The organism is Sphingomonas folli, assembly GCF_019429525.1.
Lineage (GTDB): Bacteria > Pseudomonadota > Alphaproteobacteria > Sphingomonadales > Sphingomonadaceae > Sphingomonas > Sphingomonas folii.
This window is the reverse complement of record NZ_JAHXZL010000003.1, coordinates 342,051-357,884: the sequence shown is the minus strand read 5'-3', so window position 1 is coordinate 357,884 and position 15,834 is coordinate 342,051. Positions and strand designations below refer to the sequence as shown.

At 68.0% G+C, this 15,834-nt stretch carries 15 protein-coding genes; 9 read left to right on the top strand and 6 right to left on the bottom strand.

Features of this window, described 5'->3' with window-relative positions; genetic code table 11:
- Positions 1-79: 79 nt before the first annotated feature.
- Positions 80-562, top strand: coding sequence for a hypothetical protein (locus KZ813_RS06585; RefSeq protein ID WP_219754163.1), 483 nt, complete (start codon positions 80-82; stop codon positions 560-562).
- A 103-nt stretch (positions 563-665) separates the two neighbouring features.
- Entirely contained in the window at positions 666-821 is a 156-nt protein-coding gene (locus tag KZ813_RS06580; protein ID WP_219754162.1) for a hypothetical protein, read from the top strand.
- A 109-nt stretch (positions 822-930) separates the two neighbouring features.
- Here the strand turns inward: KZ813_RS06580 and KZ813_RS06575 are convergent, their stop codons facing one another.
- Entirely contained in the window at positions 931-2,400 is a 1,470-nt protein-coding gene (locus KZ813_RS06575) for an 8'-apo-carotenoid 13,14-cleaving dioxygenase (RefSeq protein WP_308461804.1), read from the bottom strand.
- 138 nt (positions 2,401-2,538) lie between these two features.
- Here KZ813_RS06575 and KZ813_RS06570 point away from each other — a divergent pair, with 138 nt between their 5' ends.
- The 3 genes from KZ813_RS06570 to KZ813_RS06560 all read left to right on the top strand — a co-directional run bounded on the left by KZ813_RS06570 (position 2,539) and on the right by KZ813_RS06560 (position 6,519).
- Positions 2,539-3,471 (top strand): NADP-dependent oxidoreductase, encoded by a 933-nt coding sequence (locus tag KZ813_RS06570; RefSeq protein ID WP_219754161.1) that lies wholly within the window; start codon positions 2,539-2,541, stop codon positions 3,469-3,471.
- Positions 3,472-3,517: 46 nt separating this feature from the next.
- Complete coding sequence (locus KZ813_RS06565) at positions 3,518-3,937, top strand: hypothetical protein (protein ID WP_219754160.1); 420 nt, start codon at positions 3,518-3,520, stop codon at positions 3,935-3,937.
- A gap of 149 nt (positions 3,938-4,086) precedes the next feature.
- The gene (locus tag KZ813_RS06560) at positions 4,087-6,519 is read left to right on the top strand and encodes a GH92 family glycosyl hydrolase (protein WP_219754159.1); all 2,433 of its coding nucleotides are present in this window, start codon (positions 4,087-4,089) and stop codon (positions 6,517-6,519) included.
- Positions 6,520-6,733: 214 nt separating this feature from the next.
- Here the strand turns inward: KZ813_RS06560 and KZ813_RS06555 are convergent, their stop codons facing one another.
- Positions 6,734-7,570: a helix-turn-helix transcriptional regulator gene (locus KZ813_RS06555; protein ID WP_219754158.1), complete on the bottom strand. Its 837-nt coding sequence runs from the start codon at positions 7,568-7,570 to the stop codon at positions 6,734-6,736.
- A 96-nt stretch (positions 7,571-7,666) separates the two neighbouring features.
- Between KZ813_RS06555 and KZ813_RS06550 the strand changes: the two genes are divergently transcribed.
- Positions 7,667-8,569, top strand: coding sequence for an SDR family oxidoreductase (locus KZ813_RS06550; protein ID WP_219754157.1), 903 nt, complete (start codon positions 7,667-7,669; stop codon positions 8,567-8,569).
- 129 nt (positions 8,570-8,698) lie between these two features.
- Entirely contained in the window at positions 8,699-8,896 is a 198-nt protein-coding gene (locus tag KZ813_RS06545) for a hypothetical protein (RefSeq protein ID WP_219754156.1), read from the top strand.
- Positions 8,897-9,039: 143 nt separating this feature from the next.
- On the opposite strand, the gene KZ813_RS06540 is transcribed toward KZ813_RS06545, so the two are convergent.
- Positions 9,040-9,414 (bottom strand): hypothetical protein, encoded by a 375-nt coding sequence (locus KZ813_RS06540; protein ID WP_219754155.1) that lies wholly within the window; start codon positions 9,412-9,414, stop codon positions 9,040-9,042.
- Positions 9,415-9,689: 275 nt separating this feature from the next.
- Here KZ813_RS06540 and KZ813_RS06535 point away from each other — a divergent pair, with 275 nt between their 5' ends.
- Positions 9,690-9,968, top strand: a complete 279-nt coding sequence (locus tag KZ813_RS06535) for a hypothetical protein (RefSeq protein ID WP_219754154.1) — start codon at positions 9,690-9,692, stop codon at positions 9,966-9,968.
- Between the two features lie 325 nt (positions 9,969-10,293).
- Positions 10,294-10,554, top strand: coding sequence for a hypothetical protein (locus tag KZ813_RS06530; RefSeq protein WP_219754153.1), 261 nt, complete (start codon positions 10,294-10,296; stop codon positions 10,552-10,554).
- 753 nt (positions 10,555-11,307) lie between these two features.
- On the opposite strand, the gene KZ813_RS06525 is transcribed toward KZ813_RS06530, so the two are convergent.
- The 3 genes from KZ813_RS06525 to KZ813_RS06515 all read right to left on the bottom strand — a co-directional run bounded on the left by KZ813_RS06525 (position 11,308) and on the right by KZ813_RS06515 (position 15,675).
- On the bottom strand, positions 11,308-12,924 hold the full coding sequence (locus KZ813_RS06525) for an alpha-L-fucosidase (protein WP_219754152.1): 1,617 nt from the start codon (positions 12,922-12,924) through the stop codon (positions 11,308-11,310).
- A gap of 51 nt (positions 12,925-12,975) precedes the next feature.
- Positions 12,976-14,706, bottom strand: coding sequence for a glycoside hydrolase family 43 protein (locus tag KZ813_RS06520; protein ID WP_308461803.1), 1,731 nt, complete (start codon positions 14,704-14,706; stop codon positions 12,976-12,978).
- Between the two features lie 315 nt (positions 14,707-15,021).
- Positions 15,022-15,675: a GntR family transcriptional regulator gene (locus KZ813_RS06515; protein ID WP_308461802.1), complete on the bottom strand. Its 654-nt coding sequence runs from the start codon at positions 15,673-15,675 to the stop codon at positions 15,022-15,024.
- Positions 15,676-15,834: the final 159 nt, after the last annotated feature.

Sequence of the window (15,834 nt, the reverse complement as noted above, 5' to 3'; positions counted from 1 at the left end):
ACATGGATCGCGCGACGCTGACAAGCGCATGGCGGGTCGCATCTCGCTACGCTGAGGCGCCGCCAAGCTACCCTCGTTTGTGAAACCCCGCCCGGATCGTTGCTCGTCCGAGATTTACCTACCCGATCGACATGCTTTTAATCAGATAAAAAAAGTTTCGCCAAGCGGTTTTATCGAGCTTCGGTTTATTTCGAGAGAGAACGTTCTCGGCCGCTTCGGCACCTTGGTGTCACGTATCAATGAACCGGCAACTCGCTCCTTGGCGGCTGCCAAGCACCTGACAGCTGCAAAGCCCATCCATCGGAGCGGAATGGCGCGCGCTGACATGCTTGCATGTGGGGAGCGTCGTGCTCGTGGTCGCCAACGGCGTCGCTCGATCGATGTTTCGGTGTCGCCTGCTGCCGGCGGTCATGAAGCGGCGATTGACCGACGCGCCTATCTGATCGAGACGTTCCGCCGCGCGGTGCGTGACGGGGGAAGGGACGGGCTCAAGCTCGACCTCATCGACATGTCCAGAGGCGACGAGACCGCCGTACTCGGTCGCGATCGGTCCCCGGCATAAGGCCGCGACAGGACAGGGCCTGCTGGTCGCGCGCGCTTTCGGCGATCCGTCGTTCCCGCTCTATATCACCCGCTAGCCGCTCATCGACGTCTACACTGCCTGGGTGAGCGATCGGAAGGTGCCCACACGGATCGGCGCCCCGATCGGCGCGGCGCTCGTGGTCACGGCGGTGGCGATCGCAGACGGCAGCCTCAAGCTCTACGACGGGTCGGTACGCCGTTGGATGAGCCCCCGTCTGTCGCGTCTTTTTGGCCGTTGACCAAAAAGGAGCCGACTGCGTCCGACCGAGTGAGGGCGCCAGTGGGTGAGTTGAACGAGTGGCCGGATCAGGAAGCGGTCAGGACCTCACGAGTGACCCCTTCTGGGTCTCAGGTCGGGTTCGCTGCCGGTAGGGGCGTGGGCAGCCATGCGCCGTGTATGCCGGGCGGAACGAGGTGGGGGATGCGAACGCTCGCGACTGCCGGTGCCGGGAAGTCCTGCGCGTCGAGGATCTCCAGCGCTGTCGAGCGGCGATCGGCGTTGATCACCAGCCCCATGAGCCAACCTTCGTCCTCGGCGGCATCCGGTGCCGCCGGCACGAAGACGAACTCGCCTGGTATGCGCCCGGGCCCGAAATGGTGGCGGTGGCACGTGCCGGTCTCGAGGTCGTGCTTGAGAAGCGGGGTTGCGCCGACCATCTCGTCGGTCGGGTGTTCGGGCAGCGCGAGCGCATAGACGTAGCGATAGGGTAGGCCGGTGCGACGATCGTCGCTGACAGGCAGCTCCTGCGGCGTGGCATCGATGGTCCGCTGTTCGACCGTGCGCCGTGCGGGGTCGATCGTCCACCGTTCCAGACTGCGCGGCAGTTCGTCGGGGGCGGCGTTGTCGCCGGCGAACATGCGGTCATAGGCGATCACGTCGAGCACCACTCGGCCGTCGGGCAGGTCGAAGGCGTTGGCGTGGTGGAAGACGAAACAGGGTTCGATCGGAACCCACACGATGTCCTCGGCCACCCCATCGCGCGGCAGCAGGCCGACCCGCGGCGGGTGGGCGCCGTTCCAACGATAGGGGAAGCCGTGGCCGGCGAGCACGACCCGCATGGACAGGGTCAGCGGCAGGTCGAGGATGATAACATAGCGTTCGGTGATCGCGCAGTCGTGGATCAGCGGACCTTGCCGGACCGGGATGACGACCGTGCGCCGGACACGGCCGGCGACGTCGACGACGTTGTAGCGCACTCGCCGCGGATCGGTCGCCTCGTAGCAGAGCGCGTGCAGTTCGCCCGTCATCGGATCGCGGCGCGGGTGAGCGGTGAAGGACCCGGGCAAGGTGCCGGCGAAATCGTCGTATGTCTGCGCGCCGAGCTCGTCGTCGAAGCGCACCGGTGTGCTGCCCGCCTCGACCAGGGCCCAGCCAGCACCGGCATGGTCGAGCACGCTGGTGTTAACGGTATCGAATATGTGCCGAGGACCGGGTGCGGCCCGGAAGCCGCGTGCCTTCGCGACTTGGGTCGAGCGGATCCAGCGATTGCGATACCAGGCGGCGCGTCCGCCACGGAGGCGGATGCCGTGCAGCATGCCGTCGCCGACGAAGAAATGGTAGGTGCGCGGGTCGGGCGCGGCGGCATTGGGACCGATTCGCACGTAGCGGCCGTCGAGCGCGGCCGGGATCGTGCCCTCGACGGCGAGATCGTGAAGCGTCAGCTCCTCGGTCATCGGCTGATGGATCCCGGTCAGCAGCGCATGTGGCGCGTCGAGCGGGGGCAGCCGCCAGCGGTTGAAGGCCGCGATGGTCGAGATGACCGGCGACAGCACCGCGCCGGTGGCGCGCTCGAGGAAGGTCGGCGACGGTGTCGTCACGAGCGCGGATCTCCGAGGCCGGTGGCGGCCGTGGCCGTCCGTAGCAGCTTCCTCGCTTCTCCGCTCGCCGGATCGCGATCGACGGGAACTCCTGCCGCCCGAGATTCCTTCTGCTGTTCGGCTCAGCGATAGTCGATGATGGTGGAGAAGGTGAGTATGAGGGCGGTTCGCATCTATCGCTACGGCGGCCCCGAGGTTCTCACATATGAGACCGACGCGCCTGAGCCGGCGCTCACGTCGGACTCGGTCCTGATCGAGACGGTAGCGACCAGCGTGAACCCGATCGACTGGAAGGTCCGCTCGGGCGCGCGACAGAAGGACTTCCCGCTCGATCTGCCGGCCATCCTCGGAAAGGACGTGAGCGGCATCGTGCAGGCCGTCGGCGACGCGGTGCGCACGTTCCGACCGGGCGATCGAGTCATCGCGCTGGCGGAGGCGACCTATGCCGAACGCGTCGTCGTCAGGGCGGACACCGTGACTCACCTGCCGGAAGGGGTCGACCCGATCGACGCTGCCGCGCTCCCGCTCGTGTCGATGACGGGCGAGCAGCTCGTCCGGATCGCGACGGGCGTCGCCGCGGGGCAGGTGATCCTGGTCACAGGCGCCCTCGGCAGCGTCGGCCGAGCGGCGGTGCACACCGCTCGAGAGCTCGGCGCCCGGGTGATCGCAGGCGTGCGAGCGCGACAATCGGCCGAGGCGGCGACGCTAGGCGTCGACGGCGTGCTCGCGCTCGACGACGAGGATGCGATCAACCGCCTCGACCGCGTCGATGGTGTCGCCGACACGGTTGGCGGCGAGATCGCGGCCAAGCTGTTCGAGAAGGTCAAGGCTGGCGGTCGGTTCGGATACGCCTCCGTTCTCCCCGACGGCGTCGCGGCACGTATTCCTGACATTCAGGTGACGCGGGTCTTCGCGCGGCCTGACGCGTCTAAGTTGCGCGAGTTCGCCGACAACGTGCGGGACGGCCGCTTCGTGCTGCCGATCAGCGCGCGCATGCCTCTCAGCGACGCGCGCGCCGCACATGAGCGGCTAGAAAAGGGAGGCGGCGGCAAGATCGTCCTAGTGCTCTGACCGGCATGCGCGCGCTAGTGGCCGCTACCGGTTCGTCGGCGGTGCGGTGCGCCTCGACTATCGTACGCTTCTTCTCAAGGACACCTGGCTAACCCTCGCGCCGCGCTACAATTACTATTACTCCATCGACGACGCGGTCACGGATCGAGGACTGCGACCGCGTGGCTCCGCGGGCATCGCCACACTCAGGGCCGGCGTCGAGACGGCGACGAAGGTCTATGTTGGCGAGCGCGAGTTTTTTGCCGGCGTCTTCGGCCGGGGTACCGAGCTGGTCGGAGACAAGAGCAACCAGTTCGGATTTCAGCGGCTCGGCGAAATCGGGGGCACGCTCCGCCTCGACTATCCGGTTGACTCGGGAGTGGGGATCGGCGCCTACGCCTCCCTTATCCGCGGTTCCGGTGTAACCGGGCATACGCTGGGTATCACACTCACCTTCGGTCATCTGGGCTGGCGTAGCGCACGCTGAGGCGATCCCATGACGGTCGGAGTGCATCGTGTACAGGCGAGTTCGCATCAGACCGACAGCACCCATCGGGAGCCCGCGACACTCCAGTTGACGGCCCCGACGTCACGCTTAAGATAAACATCTTTCATAATCATGCGTGAGAGAGGGCGATGATCCGCTACGGTGTGGGAGCCGCCATCTGCCTGAGTCTCGCGGGGCTGGCAGCGGCGCAGCAGGGCGCGCCGTCGGCGCTCACTGCGGAGATCAACCCTTTCATCGGCACCACCAACGGCGGCAACGTCTTCCCTGGCGCAACGCGACCGTTCGGCATGGTGGCGTTCAGCCCCGAGCTCACGCCACTGCCGGGCAAGCGGCTGCCGATCGCGGCGCCCGGCGGCTACGAATGGCGCGGCAACGGTGTGCGCGGCTTCAGCCTCACCCATGTCTCCGGCACCGGCTGCGCCGGGGCGAGCGGGGACGTGCCGATCATGCCGGTGACGATCCCGGTCGAGCGCTCGCCCGCGTCGGTGGACGCGGGACTGAGCTACGCCAGCCTGCTCGATCACGCCGCCGAGCGTGCTTCCCCTGGTGCCTATCATGTCACGCTCGACAATGGCGTCGCGGTCGACCTCGGCGCGACCGAGCGCAGCGCGGTGGGCCGCTTCGCCTTCCCCGCTGACAAGCCCGCCAACCTGCTGTTCCGCACGTCCGACAGCGAGGTCGGCAGTAGCGACTCGACGATCCGGATCGACCCGGCGACGCGCACCGTCAGCGGCACCGTCACTTCCGGCAACTTCTGCGGCTATCTCGCGGCGGACCGGCGCGAGAGCTATTATACGCTCCACTTCGTCGCGCAGTTCGACCAGCCCTTCACCGTCGGCGGGACGTGGCGCGACGAGCGTGTCAGCGCCGGCGCGGTGAGCGGGGGCGGGGGCACCGGCTACGGAGACCGCGGGCACCCGCCGGCAGGGCGCGGCGCGGGCGGCTGGATCAGCTTCGCCCCTGACGCCGCTCGCGCGGTGACGATGCGTGTCGGCGTGTCCTACGTCGACGCCGCGGGCGCGCGCAGAAATCTGGAGCGCGAGAGCCCCATGGGCACCAGCCTGGACTCGGTTCAGGCCGCGGGCCGCGCCGCGTGGGAGCAGGCGCTCGGCCGCATCCGCATCGAGGGCGGCGGCCGCGACGAGCGCACGGTCTTCTACACCGCGCTGTACCACGCGCTGATGACGCCCAACCTCTACAGCGACGTCGACGGCCGCTATCGCGGCTTCGACGCGGCGGTGCACGCGCTCGCGCCGCGGCAGCAGGCCCAATATGCGAACTACTCGGGCTGGGACGTCTATCGCTCCCAGCTCCAGCTGGTGACGCTGCTCGACCCGCAGCGCGGTTCCGACATCGCTCAGTCGCTGCTCAACCAGTCCGAGCAGAACGGCGGCACCTGGGACCGCTGGACGCATCTCACCGGCGCCACCGGCGTGATGAACGGCGATCCCTCGCCTCCGTCGCTCGCCGCCATCTACGCCTTCGGCGGCCGCTCGTTCGACCTCGCGCATGCCTATGCTTCACTGCGTCGCGCCGCGACGGTGCCCAGTGCCAAGGACCTCGACCGCAAGGGCTGCCCGGTGTTGTGCGTCGGGCAGCGACCAGGGCTCGATCAGTGGTTGAGGCTCCACTACATGCCGGTCGGCGCTCCGGGTTGGGGCACGGTGTCGGACACGCTGGAGCTCGCCGCGGCCGACTTCGGGCTGGCCGAGCTGGCGCGCCACGCCGGAGACCGCGCGGGCGAGCGGATGTTCCGCGACCGCTCGGGCTGGTGGCGCAACCTGTACAACCCGGAGGCCACGCCGGCCGGCGGCTATCTCCAGCCGCGCCGTGCCGACGGCGGCTGGCCGCGCTTCGACCCGGCCTCGGACGAGGAGATGGTGGAAGGCAGCGGAGCGCAATATCTCTGGATGGTGCCGTTCGACCCGGCCGGCCTGATCGACGTGCTGGGCGGCCGCGCCGCGGCGTCGCGCCGGCTCGACGCCTTCTTCCGCGCGCCCGACGGCGGCTGGGCGGTGACGAAGGCGGGCCCGCTCCACGCCGAGCTCGACAACGAGCCGTCGATCGCCTCGCCCTGGACCTATCTGTTCACCGGCGAGCCGTGGAAGACGCAGGAGACGGTGCGCGCGGCGATGCGGCAGATCTGGACGAACACACCCGCCGGCATCTCAGGCAACGATGACCTAGGGCAGATGTCGTCCTGGTACGTCTGGTCCGCCCTCGGGCTGTACCCGCTCTATCCCGGCCGCGCCGAGCTGGTGATCGGCAGCCCGCTCTTCCCGCGCGCGACGATCGAGCGGCCCGGCGGCGTCCGGCTCGTGATTGACGCGCCGGGCGCCGCGCCCGACGCGCCCTATGTCACCGCGCTGCGCGTCGATGGGCGCGCCAGCGATCGCGCCTGGCTCACCGCCGAGGCGGTCACGCGCGGTGCCACGCTTGCCTTCACGATGGCGCAGCAGCCGAACCGATCCTGGGCCACGCGGACGACGCCACCCTCGTTCGGGCCGAGAATGGCCGCTCGGCCGCGCGCTGGTACGTCGGCAACCGCCGAAGCGCGGTAAGCTGGCGGTTCGTGGGTCAGAGCGAGAGTAGATCGACTCGAACAAGCTCGCGCGTCAGGGTGGAGAGCCTCGTAGAGGATCAACGCGCGCTCGACTCAACCCCGGTCCTGGCGCTCGGGCGATCGGCTTCAGGGTCACCGCTACGACGTCCCGGCGGCCGCTCCGGCGCGACGGTCGTCTTATGCGCTTCGGCTTGAGCGTAGCGCGGACGCATCTATTCGCCCGCGGCCTCGACCAGGACGCGAACCTTGTCCGCATCCGCGGGAGTCGCCGGATTGTAGACGATCATCCCGAGTTCCGGCCTGCCCTCGACCATGAAGGAGGAGAATTCCAAGGCCACGCGGCCCGCCTTCGGGTGGCGGATGCGCTTGACGCCCTCGCTGTGCGCCACGACGTCATTGTCGCGCCACAATGCCTCGAACTCCGGGCTGAGCCGGCTCAGTTCATCGACCAGCCTCGCCGCTGCCACGCTGCCATGCGCGCCGGCCCTCGCCATGTCGGCGCGGAACGCACCCACGACGAAGCGCGCGACGCTGTCCCAGTCCTCGTTGCGCGTGCGACCTTTGCCGCCGACGAACATCAGTCGCAGGATGTTGCGCCCGTCGGGCGGCAAGCGCGCATAGTCAGTCAGCAGCGCCGCGGCGGCCCGATTCCAGCCCACGACGTCCCACATCGCGGTCTTGATGATCGCGGGGCTGAGCGGCATGCCGTCGAGCACGCGCTGCAGCCGCGGAGTGATGCCGTCGGCCGGCCGATACTGTGCCTCGGGGAGACGGCCGAGACCCAGCATGTAGATATGTTCGCGTTCGGGCTCGGTCAGCATCAATCCCTTGGCGATCCGATCGAGCACGTCGGCCGACGGTGCCCCGCCGCGGCCCTGCTCCAGCCAAGTGTACCATGTGGGGCTGATGTTGGCGCGGATCGCCACCTCCTCGCGGCGCAGCCCTGGTGTGCGGCGCCGGCCACCGACGAAGCCGAAGGTGGCTGGGTCGAGACGGGCGCGCCGATCGCGCAGATAGGTGCCGAGCGCGTTGGGCGCGTCGCTGGCCATGGCTGATCCTATTGCTTGTTATACCACGATAAGATCACTCCTTTAACACGTCTCTCCAGGGCGCGACATGCTCTCCCGGCAACGAGGAGATTACCCATGCGCGTGTTCCTTACCGGCGCGACCGGCTTCATCGGCTCGCACGTCATCCCCGAGCTGCTCGGCCGCGGTCATCAGGTGCTCGGCCTCGCTCGCTCCGACTCGGGCGCACGCCGGCTCAAGGCAGCAGGTGCCGACGTCCATCGCGGCGATCTGGAGCAGCCCGAGACCCTCGCCAGCGGTGCCGCGGTGGCGGATGCGGTGATCCACTGTGCGTTCGACCATAACTTCCAGACCTTCTTCGAGAACACGAGGAAGGACGAGCGTGCCATCGCGGAGATGGGGAAGGCGCTGGAGGGAACGCAGAAGCCGATCCTCATCACCTCGGGCGTTGGTATCGGGACCCCTCTGGATGGCGGACCGGCGACGGAAGACGTGCTCAACCCCCGCCATGCCAATCCGCGCATCGCGACTGAGTTGGCCGGCGCCGCGCTGATCGCACGCCGCATCGACGTGCGTACGATCCGGCTACCGCAGGTGCACGACACCAGCAAGGCGGGTCTCATCACGCCGCTGATCGCCGAGGCGCGCCGGGCGGGGGCGGTGGCGTACCTCGGGGAGGGGAAAACGCGCTGGTCTGCGGCACATGTCAGCGACGTAGCGAAGCTCTACGTCCTGGCCCTGGAGAAAGGTCAGCCCGGCGCGCGGTACAATGCCTCGGTGGAGGAGGGCGTCGCCGCGCGCGCCATCGCCGAGGCGATCGGGAGGGGCACCGGCCTGCCGGTCCGCTCCATCGACTCCGGCGAGGTCGAGCATTATCTCGGCTGGATGGCGCCTTTCGCGGGGCTCGACATGATGGCGTCGAGCGACTGGACGCGCGCCAGGCTGGGCTGGGAGCCTTCGGGAACCGACCTGCTCAGTGACCTCTCCGCGATGGACTATGCGGTGCTCGCCGACACCTGACTTGGTAGCGCGAGGCGAAGCCCGCGCCAGGTGCTGCCAAGCTGAAGCACCCGCGACCATGGGCAGGGTAGGGGAGGTGGATGCGCCGGCCGCGCAAGTCGTCGATATCGAGCACGAGACGGTGGGGCTATGCCGGACAGGTTCGGTCCGCGGTTCGCGGGCGAGATGCGGCGTCAGCGGGTGACCTATATGCGAGTCTCCCGTCATTGGCGCCGGCACCTGGACGAGTCGTACGTGAAGCTGGATGAAGAGAAGGTCTTCCTCGCTGCCATCGGGCAAGCGAATGGAGCAGTAACGCCGATGTCGCCCTCGATGCAGTTGCTCTGACAACACCTCCCCGCCGCGGCGCGACCCGACCCCTTCATGCCAGCCGCGCTCGACAGTCCCTCAGGCACGTTACCACCCCCGAGTCAGGGATGCCGTGGAGCAGCACCCCGATCGCGAGGGCAGGGCTCGTTCGACACAGTGGATCAGGCGAAGTCGCCAAGGTACTTAGTCTCTGCGTCGGGCAGGTCCGCGGCATCATCCTCGGTACGTCCGTCGCCTTCAAGATCCTCGGCGGTAAGATCCTTCTGCTCCTTGCCGAGTATGTCCCGATCTTCGCCATTCTCACCGGGGTTGTTGGTGCCGCCGTCATCGGCGTCGTCATGCTCGGTCTCTTGCGCCATGAAGCTATTCTCCTGTCGGAAGTAGAGAACGGCCGTCGCATCCGATCGGGCCCACAACGTCGTTCGAACGCCCTCTAAACGCACGTTACCGAGCGCGCGGTGCGCCACGGCGCGCTCGGCTGCCGCGGTCTCTCCCTCGTGAACCGCTGCTATCGTCAGCACGCCGGCCGCGAGCATCGCCTCTCCATCCGCGCAGAATCGCGACGTCGCTGGACGGTCCGCGAATTATCCCATGGGCAGCGCCACCGGCATCACCATGATGTCACGTGACCGAGCGTGACGCTCCTCAAGGTTCTTCGCGCGGGGGTCCGGTGGAATCGCCGGCGGCGCGCCTGCCCTGGGACGACCTGGGCGCAACGAACGATACGGCGTGACGCCGTTTCAGAAGCGGCGGCAGCCTGGGCCCGACATCTCAGCGCGCACGTTGCTTCTCGGAGTATCGGAGATCTGACATGACCACCTATCCGTTGAGCGAACCTGCGACCGCCTACGCAGCCGATGATCACGGCGAGCCAACATCGCGCAGCGTCTTCCAGGGAACACTTGGCGAGTGCGTGGCGAGCATAGAGGAGATGACCCGCGAGGAGCGTTCCTCCGTGTCAATCAAGATGGATGCGCTCGATCTCAGCTACGGCCCGGCCGACGTGGACGAGCTGGTCCGCTATCTCCGCGACGAGGGTGCCGGCTTGTCCAACCGAGACATCGCCGATGTAGCCGGGAAGATTGAATAGCCGGGCGTATACGTGCAGTCAGGTGAGATCAGAGGCTTCGCGATCGACGGCGGTTGGCGTTTCCGACAACTTGCGAGACCTGACTAGGGCGATCAGCTCAGCACCCACTTCATTTTACGGCGATAAGGCTTTAGGAACATCACGCCTGATTGTGGGCGCGCTGAACCTTCTGACATGCTCAATGGCATACCCGCGATCCGGCGGCAGCGCCCAGCCCCTTGGCACAAACAAGCCCTTGAGGAGACGTGAACAAGCGCTTCAGCATCCGATCATGCACGAGGGCGTTATCTCGCGACCGTCGAGAACAGACAGAGGAATGACGCTGATGAAGAAGCTGATCGCCGCACTTGCCATGACGCTATCCATGGGCGGTCTCACGACGATCGCGACGTCGGCTGAGGCGCAGCCTGGCCGGCATAGCCAGCACGTCGACGGGCACCGCCCCGGGCATGGTCCCGCCGCACGAGGCCATCACGCTCGTGATGATCGACGCAGGCGCGGCAACCAGCGGCGCTACGCCGCTCGGAATCACCACCGCAACGATCGCCATGCCTACCGCAGCCGTTACCATCGGCAGCATCGCTGAGCGGGGTCGGGCGGCGCGAGCTAAGCTCCGCCGCCCCCTCACGCGCCCCGCCTCCGCCAGCGCTCACGCCTTTGCAGCAGCATCCTCCCGTGGATCGCGCCGGCGCAGTAGGCTGATCTTCGCCGCCTGGTGAGAACCCGGCGTTGACCTGTTCGGGGTAGAACCGCGCCTTCGGACCTGAACCAGCCGAGGTGCTGCCCCGGCGCACCCGCGGCCAAGCGACGCCTCGACCGTCATCCCCCCCGCCAATCGTCAGCGACGCGCGCCCATCATCGACCTTGCCCGTGAGACCAGGCACCTCGTCGAGCTGTCGCAGGTCGGATCATCGCCGGCGGTCATCGCGGTACTGGACGATCTCGAAGCCATGCCCACGCAGTCCCGGTACGGCGTCCAGCTCCGCGGCAGCGGCGGTGTTCACGTTGATCGGCGTGGCTCTAGGAAAGCTAATGCACGTGTGATGAATGGCGAGGTAGGAGAGGGCATGTCTCGTCCGCGAGCCATCCAGCCCGTCGCGCTACTTCATTTCCTCGCCGGAGGTGATCAAGTTGGTGGTTGGAATGTACGTGCGCTTTCCGCTGCCGCTTTCGAGACGTAGAAGGACCTATTGTTGGAGCGCCGTGCCTTGCCATCGGCTGGAACCTGAAGGTGAGCGCGCCCTTTCGACCTAAAGCCGCCAACGGAAATGAACAACGGAAGCTACGGATGAGGAAGTAGACGGTGGATGTCCGAACGTGGGTTGTCGGGTGACCATGATTAAGCGGGAACGATGCGGAAGGCGAGCGCGTGCCGAGACGGCACCCGCGGCGGCAACGTGATCTCGAGCGCGCGGTCGCCGCGCGTCCACTGCAGCGGGCCGCTGTTGCCGAGCAGCTCGACCTTGGCGATGTCGCGCGGATGGTGCGGGCTGCCGAGGCGCAGCGCTTCGATGCTGATGGGGCCGCTCGCCGGTACACCGAGCGCGAAGGCGTAGAGCATGCCGCTCTTCGTCGTGAAGCGGATGTCGCGGTGATCGAACCTGAATTGGGCGAGCTGATAGGACGGCACGTCCTTGGTCCGGGTGGACGGCCCCTCGCCGAAGAGCGTCCAGGGGCGAGTGCCCTTGATCGCCTCGCCGTTGATCGCCTGCCAGGCCGCCATCTCCTCGAGGAAGGCGATCTCGTCCGCGTCGTGCTCGCCATGGCCCGGTAGCGGGATGCTCAGCAGCAGATTGCCGTTCTTGCTGACGATATCGACGAAGAGCGGGATCATCGACGCGGGCGTGCGATAGGCGTGGTCGGTCAGCAGCTGGCGGTCATAATGCCAGTTGCCGATACACGCCTCGGTCTGCCACGGCTCGGTCTGCAACGTGTCGGCCAGCGTCATCTCGAGGTCGCGGGTGAGCGCGCCCCAGGTCGGCTCGGGCGCCTCTTTCAGGTCCAGCACGCCCTCCAGTCGGCCGCCGCGCCGCTGCATGTTGCGGTTGTAGTAATAGGCCATGATCTGCGGGGCGAGGTCGGGGATGCCGAGCCACACGCCGAGGTCGGGGGCGGCGGGGCCGCCGGCGTCGAAGTTGAACTTCACACCGTCGTCGAAGGTCAGGATGTCGGGATCGTAGCGTTCGATGACGTCCTGCACGCGCAGCAGGAACTCAGCGGTGAAAGCGGGGCAGGGCGAACCCTTGAGATGCGGCGGCCCGTTGAGCCGTCGCGGATCCATGCCCTGCCACCACAGGCCCTTGCCGTCGGCGGCGGTCTGCACGCCGTCATAGGGCACGCCCGCGAGCGGGCCGCTGGTGTCGGCCTTGTAGCGCACCGGCATGAACTCGTCCCAGGTGCGGTGCGGCGTGCCATGGTAGCTGACGCCGAACCGCAGTCCCTTGGCGCGCGCCGCCTTCGCCCATCCGCCGACGATGTCGCGCCGCGGTCCGACGTTCATCGCGTTCCACGGCTGGTACTTCGAGTCCCAGCAGTCGAAATTGTCGTGGTGGTTGGCGATCGCGACGAGATATTCGGCGCCCGCGCGCTTGTACAAGTCGACCAGGGCGTCGGGCTGCCATCGCTCCGCCTTCCACAGGTGGCAGATGTCCTTGTAGCCGAACTTGGACGGGTGGCCGTAGGTGGCGACGTGGCTGTCATACTGCGGCGTGCCCTGGATATACATGTTGCGCGCGTACCAGTCGCCGCGCTCGGGCACGCTCTGCGGCGTCCAATGTGCCCAGATGCCGAACTTGGCGTCGCGGAACCAGGGCGGGCATTCGTACGCCTTGAGCGACTCCCAATAGGGCAGGAACGGCCCCTTCGGGACGCCGCCGCGGAAGAACTGCGCGCGCGCGCCACCGAAGGGAGCGGCCGCGGCCAGCGCCGCGCCGCCGAGGAATATCCTGCGATCCATGCCACTTTCTCCTGTTACCGCGCGCGTGGCCGAGCAGAGCGTCGCGCCCGCTCACCGCGCCCCGTCGACCGTGTCGCCGAGATGATAGGGCTCCTCCTGCGCCGGGCGCGGCGTCGCGCCGACCGAGCGCTGCGCGTACGGCCCCATCAGCGTGCCGACGAACCCGCCCGCGACCGCGCTCGACAGGTTGGTGCCGTCGACGTCGGCGGCCAGCGTCTGCCACGCGCCGCCCGGCGTGCGATAGCCGAGGTCGTAGCGCGCGCCGCGCGCGTGGAGGCGCAGCGCGATCGGTCCGCCGGGCACCGGCCTGCGCGCCAGCGTCCTCCCCGTCGCGGGTTCGGCGAGGCCGGCGCGGCGGGCGGCGCGCACGATCGTTCTGCCGCGCTCGCGCGTCACCGCGATCGACAGGAAGTAATTGTCGTTCTGCACCGCGACGAGCCCCGCCTCCTCTCCGTCCGCCGGCCGGAAGGTGACCAACGTCGTCAGCGTGGCGTCGGCATGTTGCTGGCGGCGACCGAGGAAGCTCGGCTGCCGACCGTCGCCGACCCGCTCCGCGCGCGCTTCGAGCACGAGGCCGGCGCCGCTCCGCCACCACCGCGTGCGCGGCGTCCGCATCATCATCCATGCCGGGTCGAGCGTGGTCGCCTGGAAGCGGTCGCGGATCGAGAAAGTGCCCGTGGTGGCCGCCGCCGGTGAGGCCGGGAGCGCGGGTGCGTTCGCGACGAGCGGTACCGGCGTGGCGTGCGGCAGGATGACCGGCCAGCCGTCGCGCCACGTCACCGGCAGCAGGAAGGTCTCGCGGCCCGTGTTATAGCGCTGCGCGGCATAAGGGCGCGTGCCGAGGAACACCGCCCACCATCGGTCGCGGTCGAGCCGCACCAGCTCGGCATGGCCGGTCGAGGTGACCGCGTCGGGCCGGTCCGCCGACAGGTCGCGCTGGGTCAGGATCGGGTTGATGGAGGTGGGCGCCGGCATGTACGGCCCTGCGATCGTGTCCGAGCGGAAGATCACCTCGCTGTGCTTCTCGTCGGTGCCGCCCTCGGCCGCCATCAGATAATAATAGCCGTCCTTCCTGAAGAGGTGTGGGCCTTCGATCCACACGGGGGCGCGCTGCGCGTTCGACCCGGCAGTCAGCATTCGCCCGCGGCCGGGCGCCTGCAAGCTCTTCACATCGAAGCGACGCAGCCAGATCGCACGCTCGCCGGCATGATGCTCGCGACCCTCCGGCAGGTCGTTGGTGACGAGCCACGCGCTGCCATCGTCGTCGAAGAACAGCGAGGGATCGATGCCGTCGACGTTCTTCAGCCAGGTCGGCGCCGACCAGGGACCTTCCGGGCGATCGGCGGTGATGACGAAATTGCCGCCGCAGCCGACGTAGGTGTTGGCGATGTAGAACCTGCCGGCGTGATAGGAGATCGCCGGGGCGAAGACGCCCTCGGAGATGCGTCGTCCGCTGAAGTCCAACTGCCCGGGCCGGTCGATCGCGTTGCCGATCTGCCGCCAGTGGACGAGATCCTTGCTGTGCCACACCGGTATGCCCGGGAACCACGCGAAGGTGGAGTTGACGAGATAGACGTCGTCGCCGACGCGAACGACGCTCGGGTCCGGGTAATAGCCGGCGATGATAGGGTTGCGGAACTGGCCCCCGCGCGGGGCCGGGCCGTTCGCCACGCCCGCATAGTCGACCCAGGCGAAGCGGGCGGTGTTGGCCGCCACTGCCGCCGGCGTCGCCGTCAGCAGGCACGACGCGGACGCGACCAGAGACTGCCACGCTGCTCGCACGCTGTTCCTCTCCCGTTACTGTTATTCCCGACCTTGCTGCGACGCTAGGCACGCAATAACACACATGCAAGTCTAAGATATCAGTACCGAGGGCGATCCCGGACGTGCACTGGGGAATCGGTCCGCAGGTGACAGGCCCGGCTTCGCCTGCGGCACGCTGCTGCGGCGGCGTGACGAGCGCGTGGCCGCGGCCGACGCGCCGTAGCCGTTCGACATCCGGCCGCTTCTGGGCCGAAATGAGGAACCAGAGATTGATCCCGCTGGATGCGCCCGTGCCTAGGGCTCCTTGACCGAGCGCCGCCGGTCGCCGCGCAGTCAGATCATCCGAATGAGCCGCTGCAACGCCAGCTGGAAGTGGTTGACCAGCGCCGCCTCGGCCGCGTCGGCGTCGCGCGCCACACAGGCCTCCAAGATCTGGAGGTGCTCGTTGACCGTCCGGATCGCCAGCGGACGCGTCGTCAGCCAATCGAGCCGCACCAGCGTCACGTAGTTCTTGAGGCGCCGCGCGGTGATCTCGATCAGGGGATTGCGGAGCGCGGCGATCAGCGACGTGTGGAGCCGCTCCTCGAGCGAGCCGAGCGTGGCCTCCTCGTCAGGCCCCCATGCGCCCTGCTCGAGCCGGCCGAGCAGCGCGCGGTGATCGTCGGCCAGCGCCGCGATCATCGCCGCGTCGCCGCTCTCCGCCAGCGAGCGCGCGCCCTGTCGCTCGATCAGGGAGCGGAACTGATAGGTCGAGCGCGAGAGCTCGAGGTCGGCCCGGATGAAGCGGATCCCCGAGCGGGCGCTGATGACGACCAGGCCCTCGTTCTCGAGCGTGCGAAGCGCGTCGCGCAGCGGCTGTGCGGTGATGCCGAGGGTGCGGATGAGCTCGGCCTGCGACAGCGGCGTGCCGACCGGGATGGAGCGCTCGAACAGCCCCTTGAGGATCGCCTGATAGGCGCGCTCCGCCAGCGTTGCCTCGAGTTCCACCTCCGGCTCCGACTCGCCGTGCGCCACGGCCGCGGATGCGGTGGATCGACGGCGTTTGGATGTGTCTCTCACCTGGCTCTCGTATCTCAGCAGCTTAGCCGCGTCACGACCGCATCGATCGAAAGTTTGAAGCGTGGCTGTAGCGAGCGCGCCCGTACC

Bases quoted from the DNA above. Each gene is read 5' to 3' on its own strand.
- KZ813_RS06570 (WP_219754161.1), top strand. From the start codon at position 2,539: ATGGTGGAGAAGGTGAGTATGAGGGCGGTTCGCATCTATCGCTACGGC.
- KZ813_RS06535 (WP_219754154.1), top strand. From the start codon at position 9,690: ATGACCACCTATCCGTTGAGCGAACCTGCGACCGCCTACGCAGCCGAT.
- KZ813_RS06545 (WP_219754156.1), top strand. From the start codon at position 8,699: ATGCCGGACAGGTTCGGTCCGCGGTTCGCGGGCGAGATGCGGCGTCAG.
- KZ813_RS06525 (WP_219754152.1), bottom strand. From the start codon at position 12,924: ATGGATCGCAGGATATTCCTCGGCGGCGCGGCGCTGGCCGCGGCCGCT.
- KZ813_RS06555 (WP_219754158.1), bottom strand. From the start codon at position 7,570: ATGGCCAGCGACGCGCCCAACGCGCTCGGCACCTATCTGCGCGATCGG.
- KZ813_RS06540 (WP_219754155.1), bottom strand. From the start codon at position 9,414: ATGCTCGCGGCCGGCGTGCTGACGATAGCAGCGGTTCACGAGGGAGAG.
- KZ813_RS06560 (WP_219754159.1), top strand. From the start codon at position 4,087: ATGATCCGCTACGGTGTGGGAGCCGCCATCTGCCTGAGTCTCGCGGGG.
- KZ813_RS06530 (WP_219754153.1), top strand. From the start codon at position 10,294: ATGAAGAAGCTGATCGCCGCACTTGCCATGACGCTATCCATGGGCGGT.
- KZ813_RS06550 (WP_219754157.1), top strand. From the start codon at position 7,667: ATGCGCGTGTTCCTTACCGGCGCGACCGGCTTCATCGGCTCGCACGTC.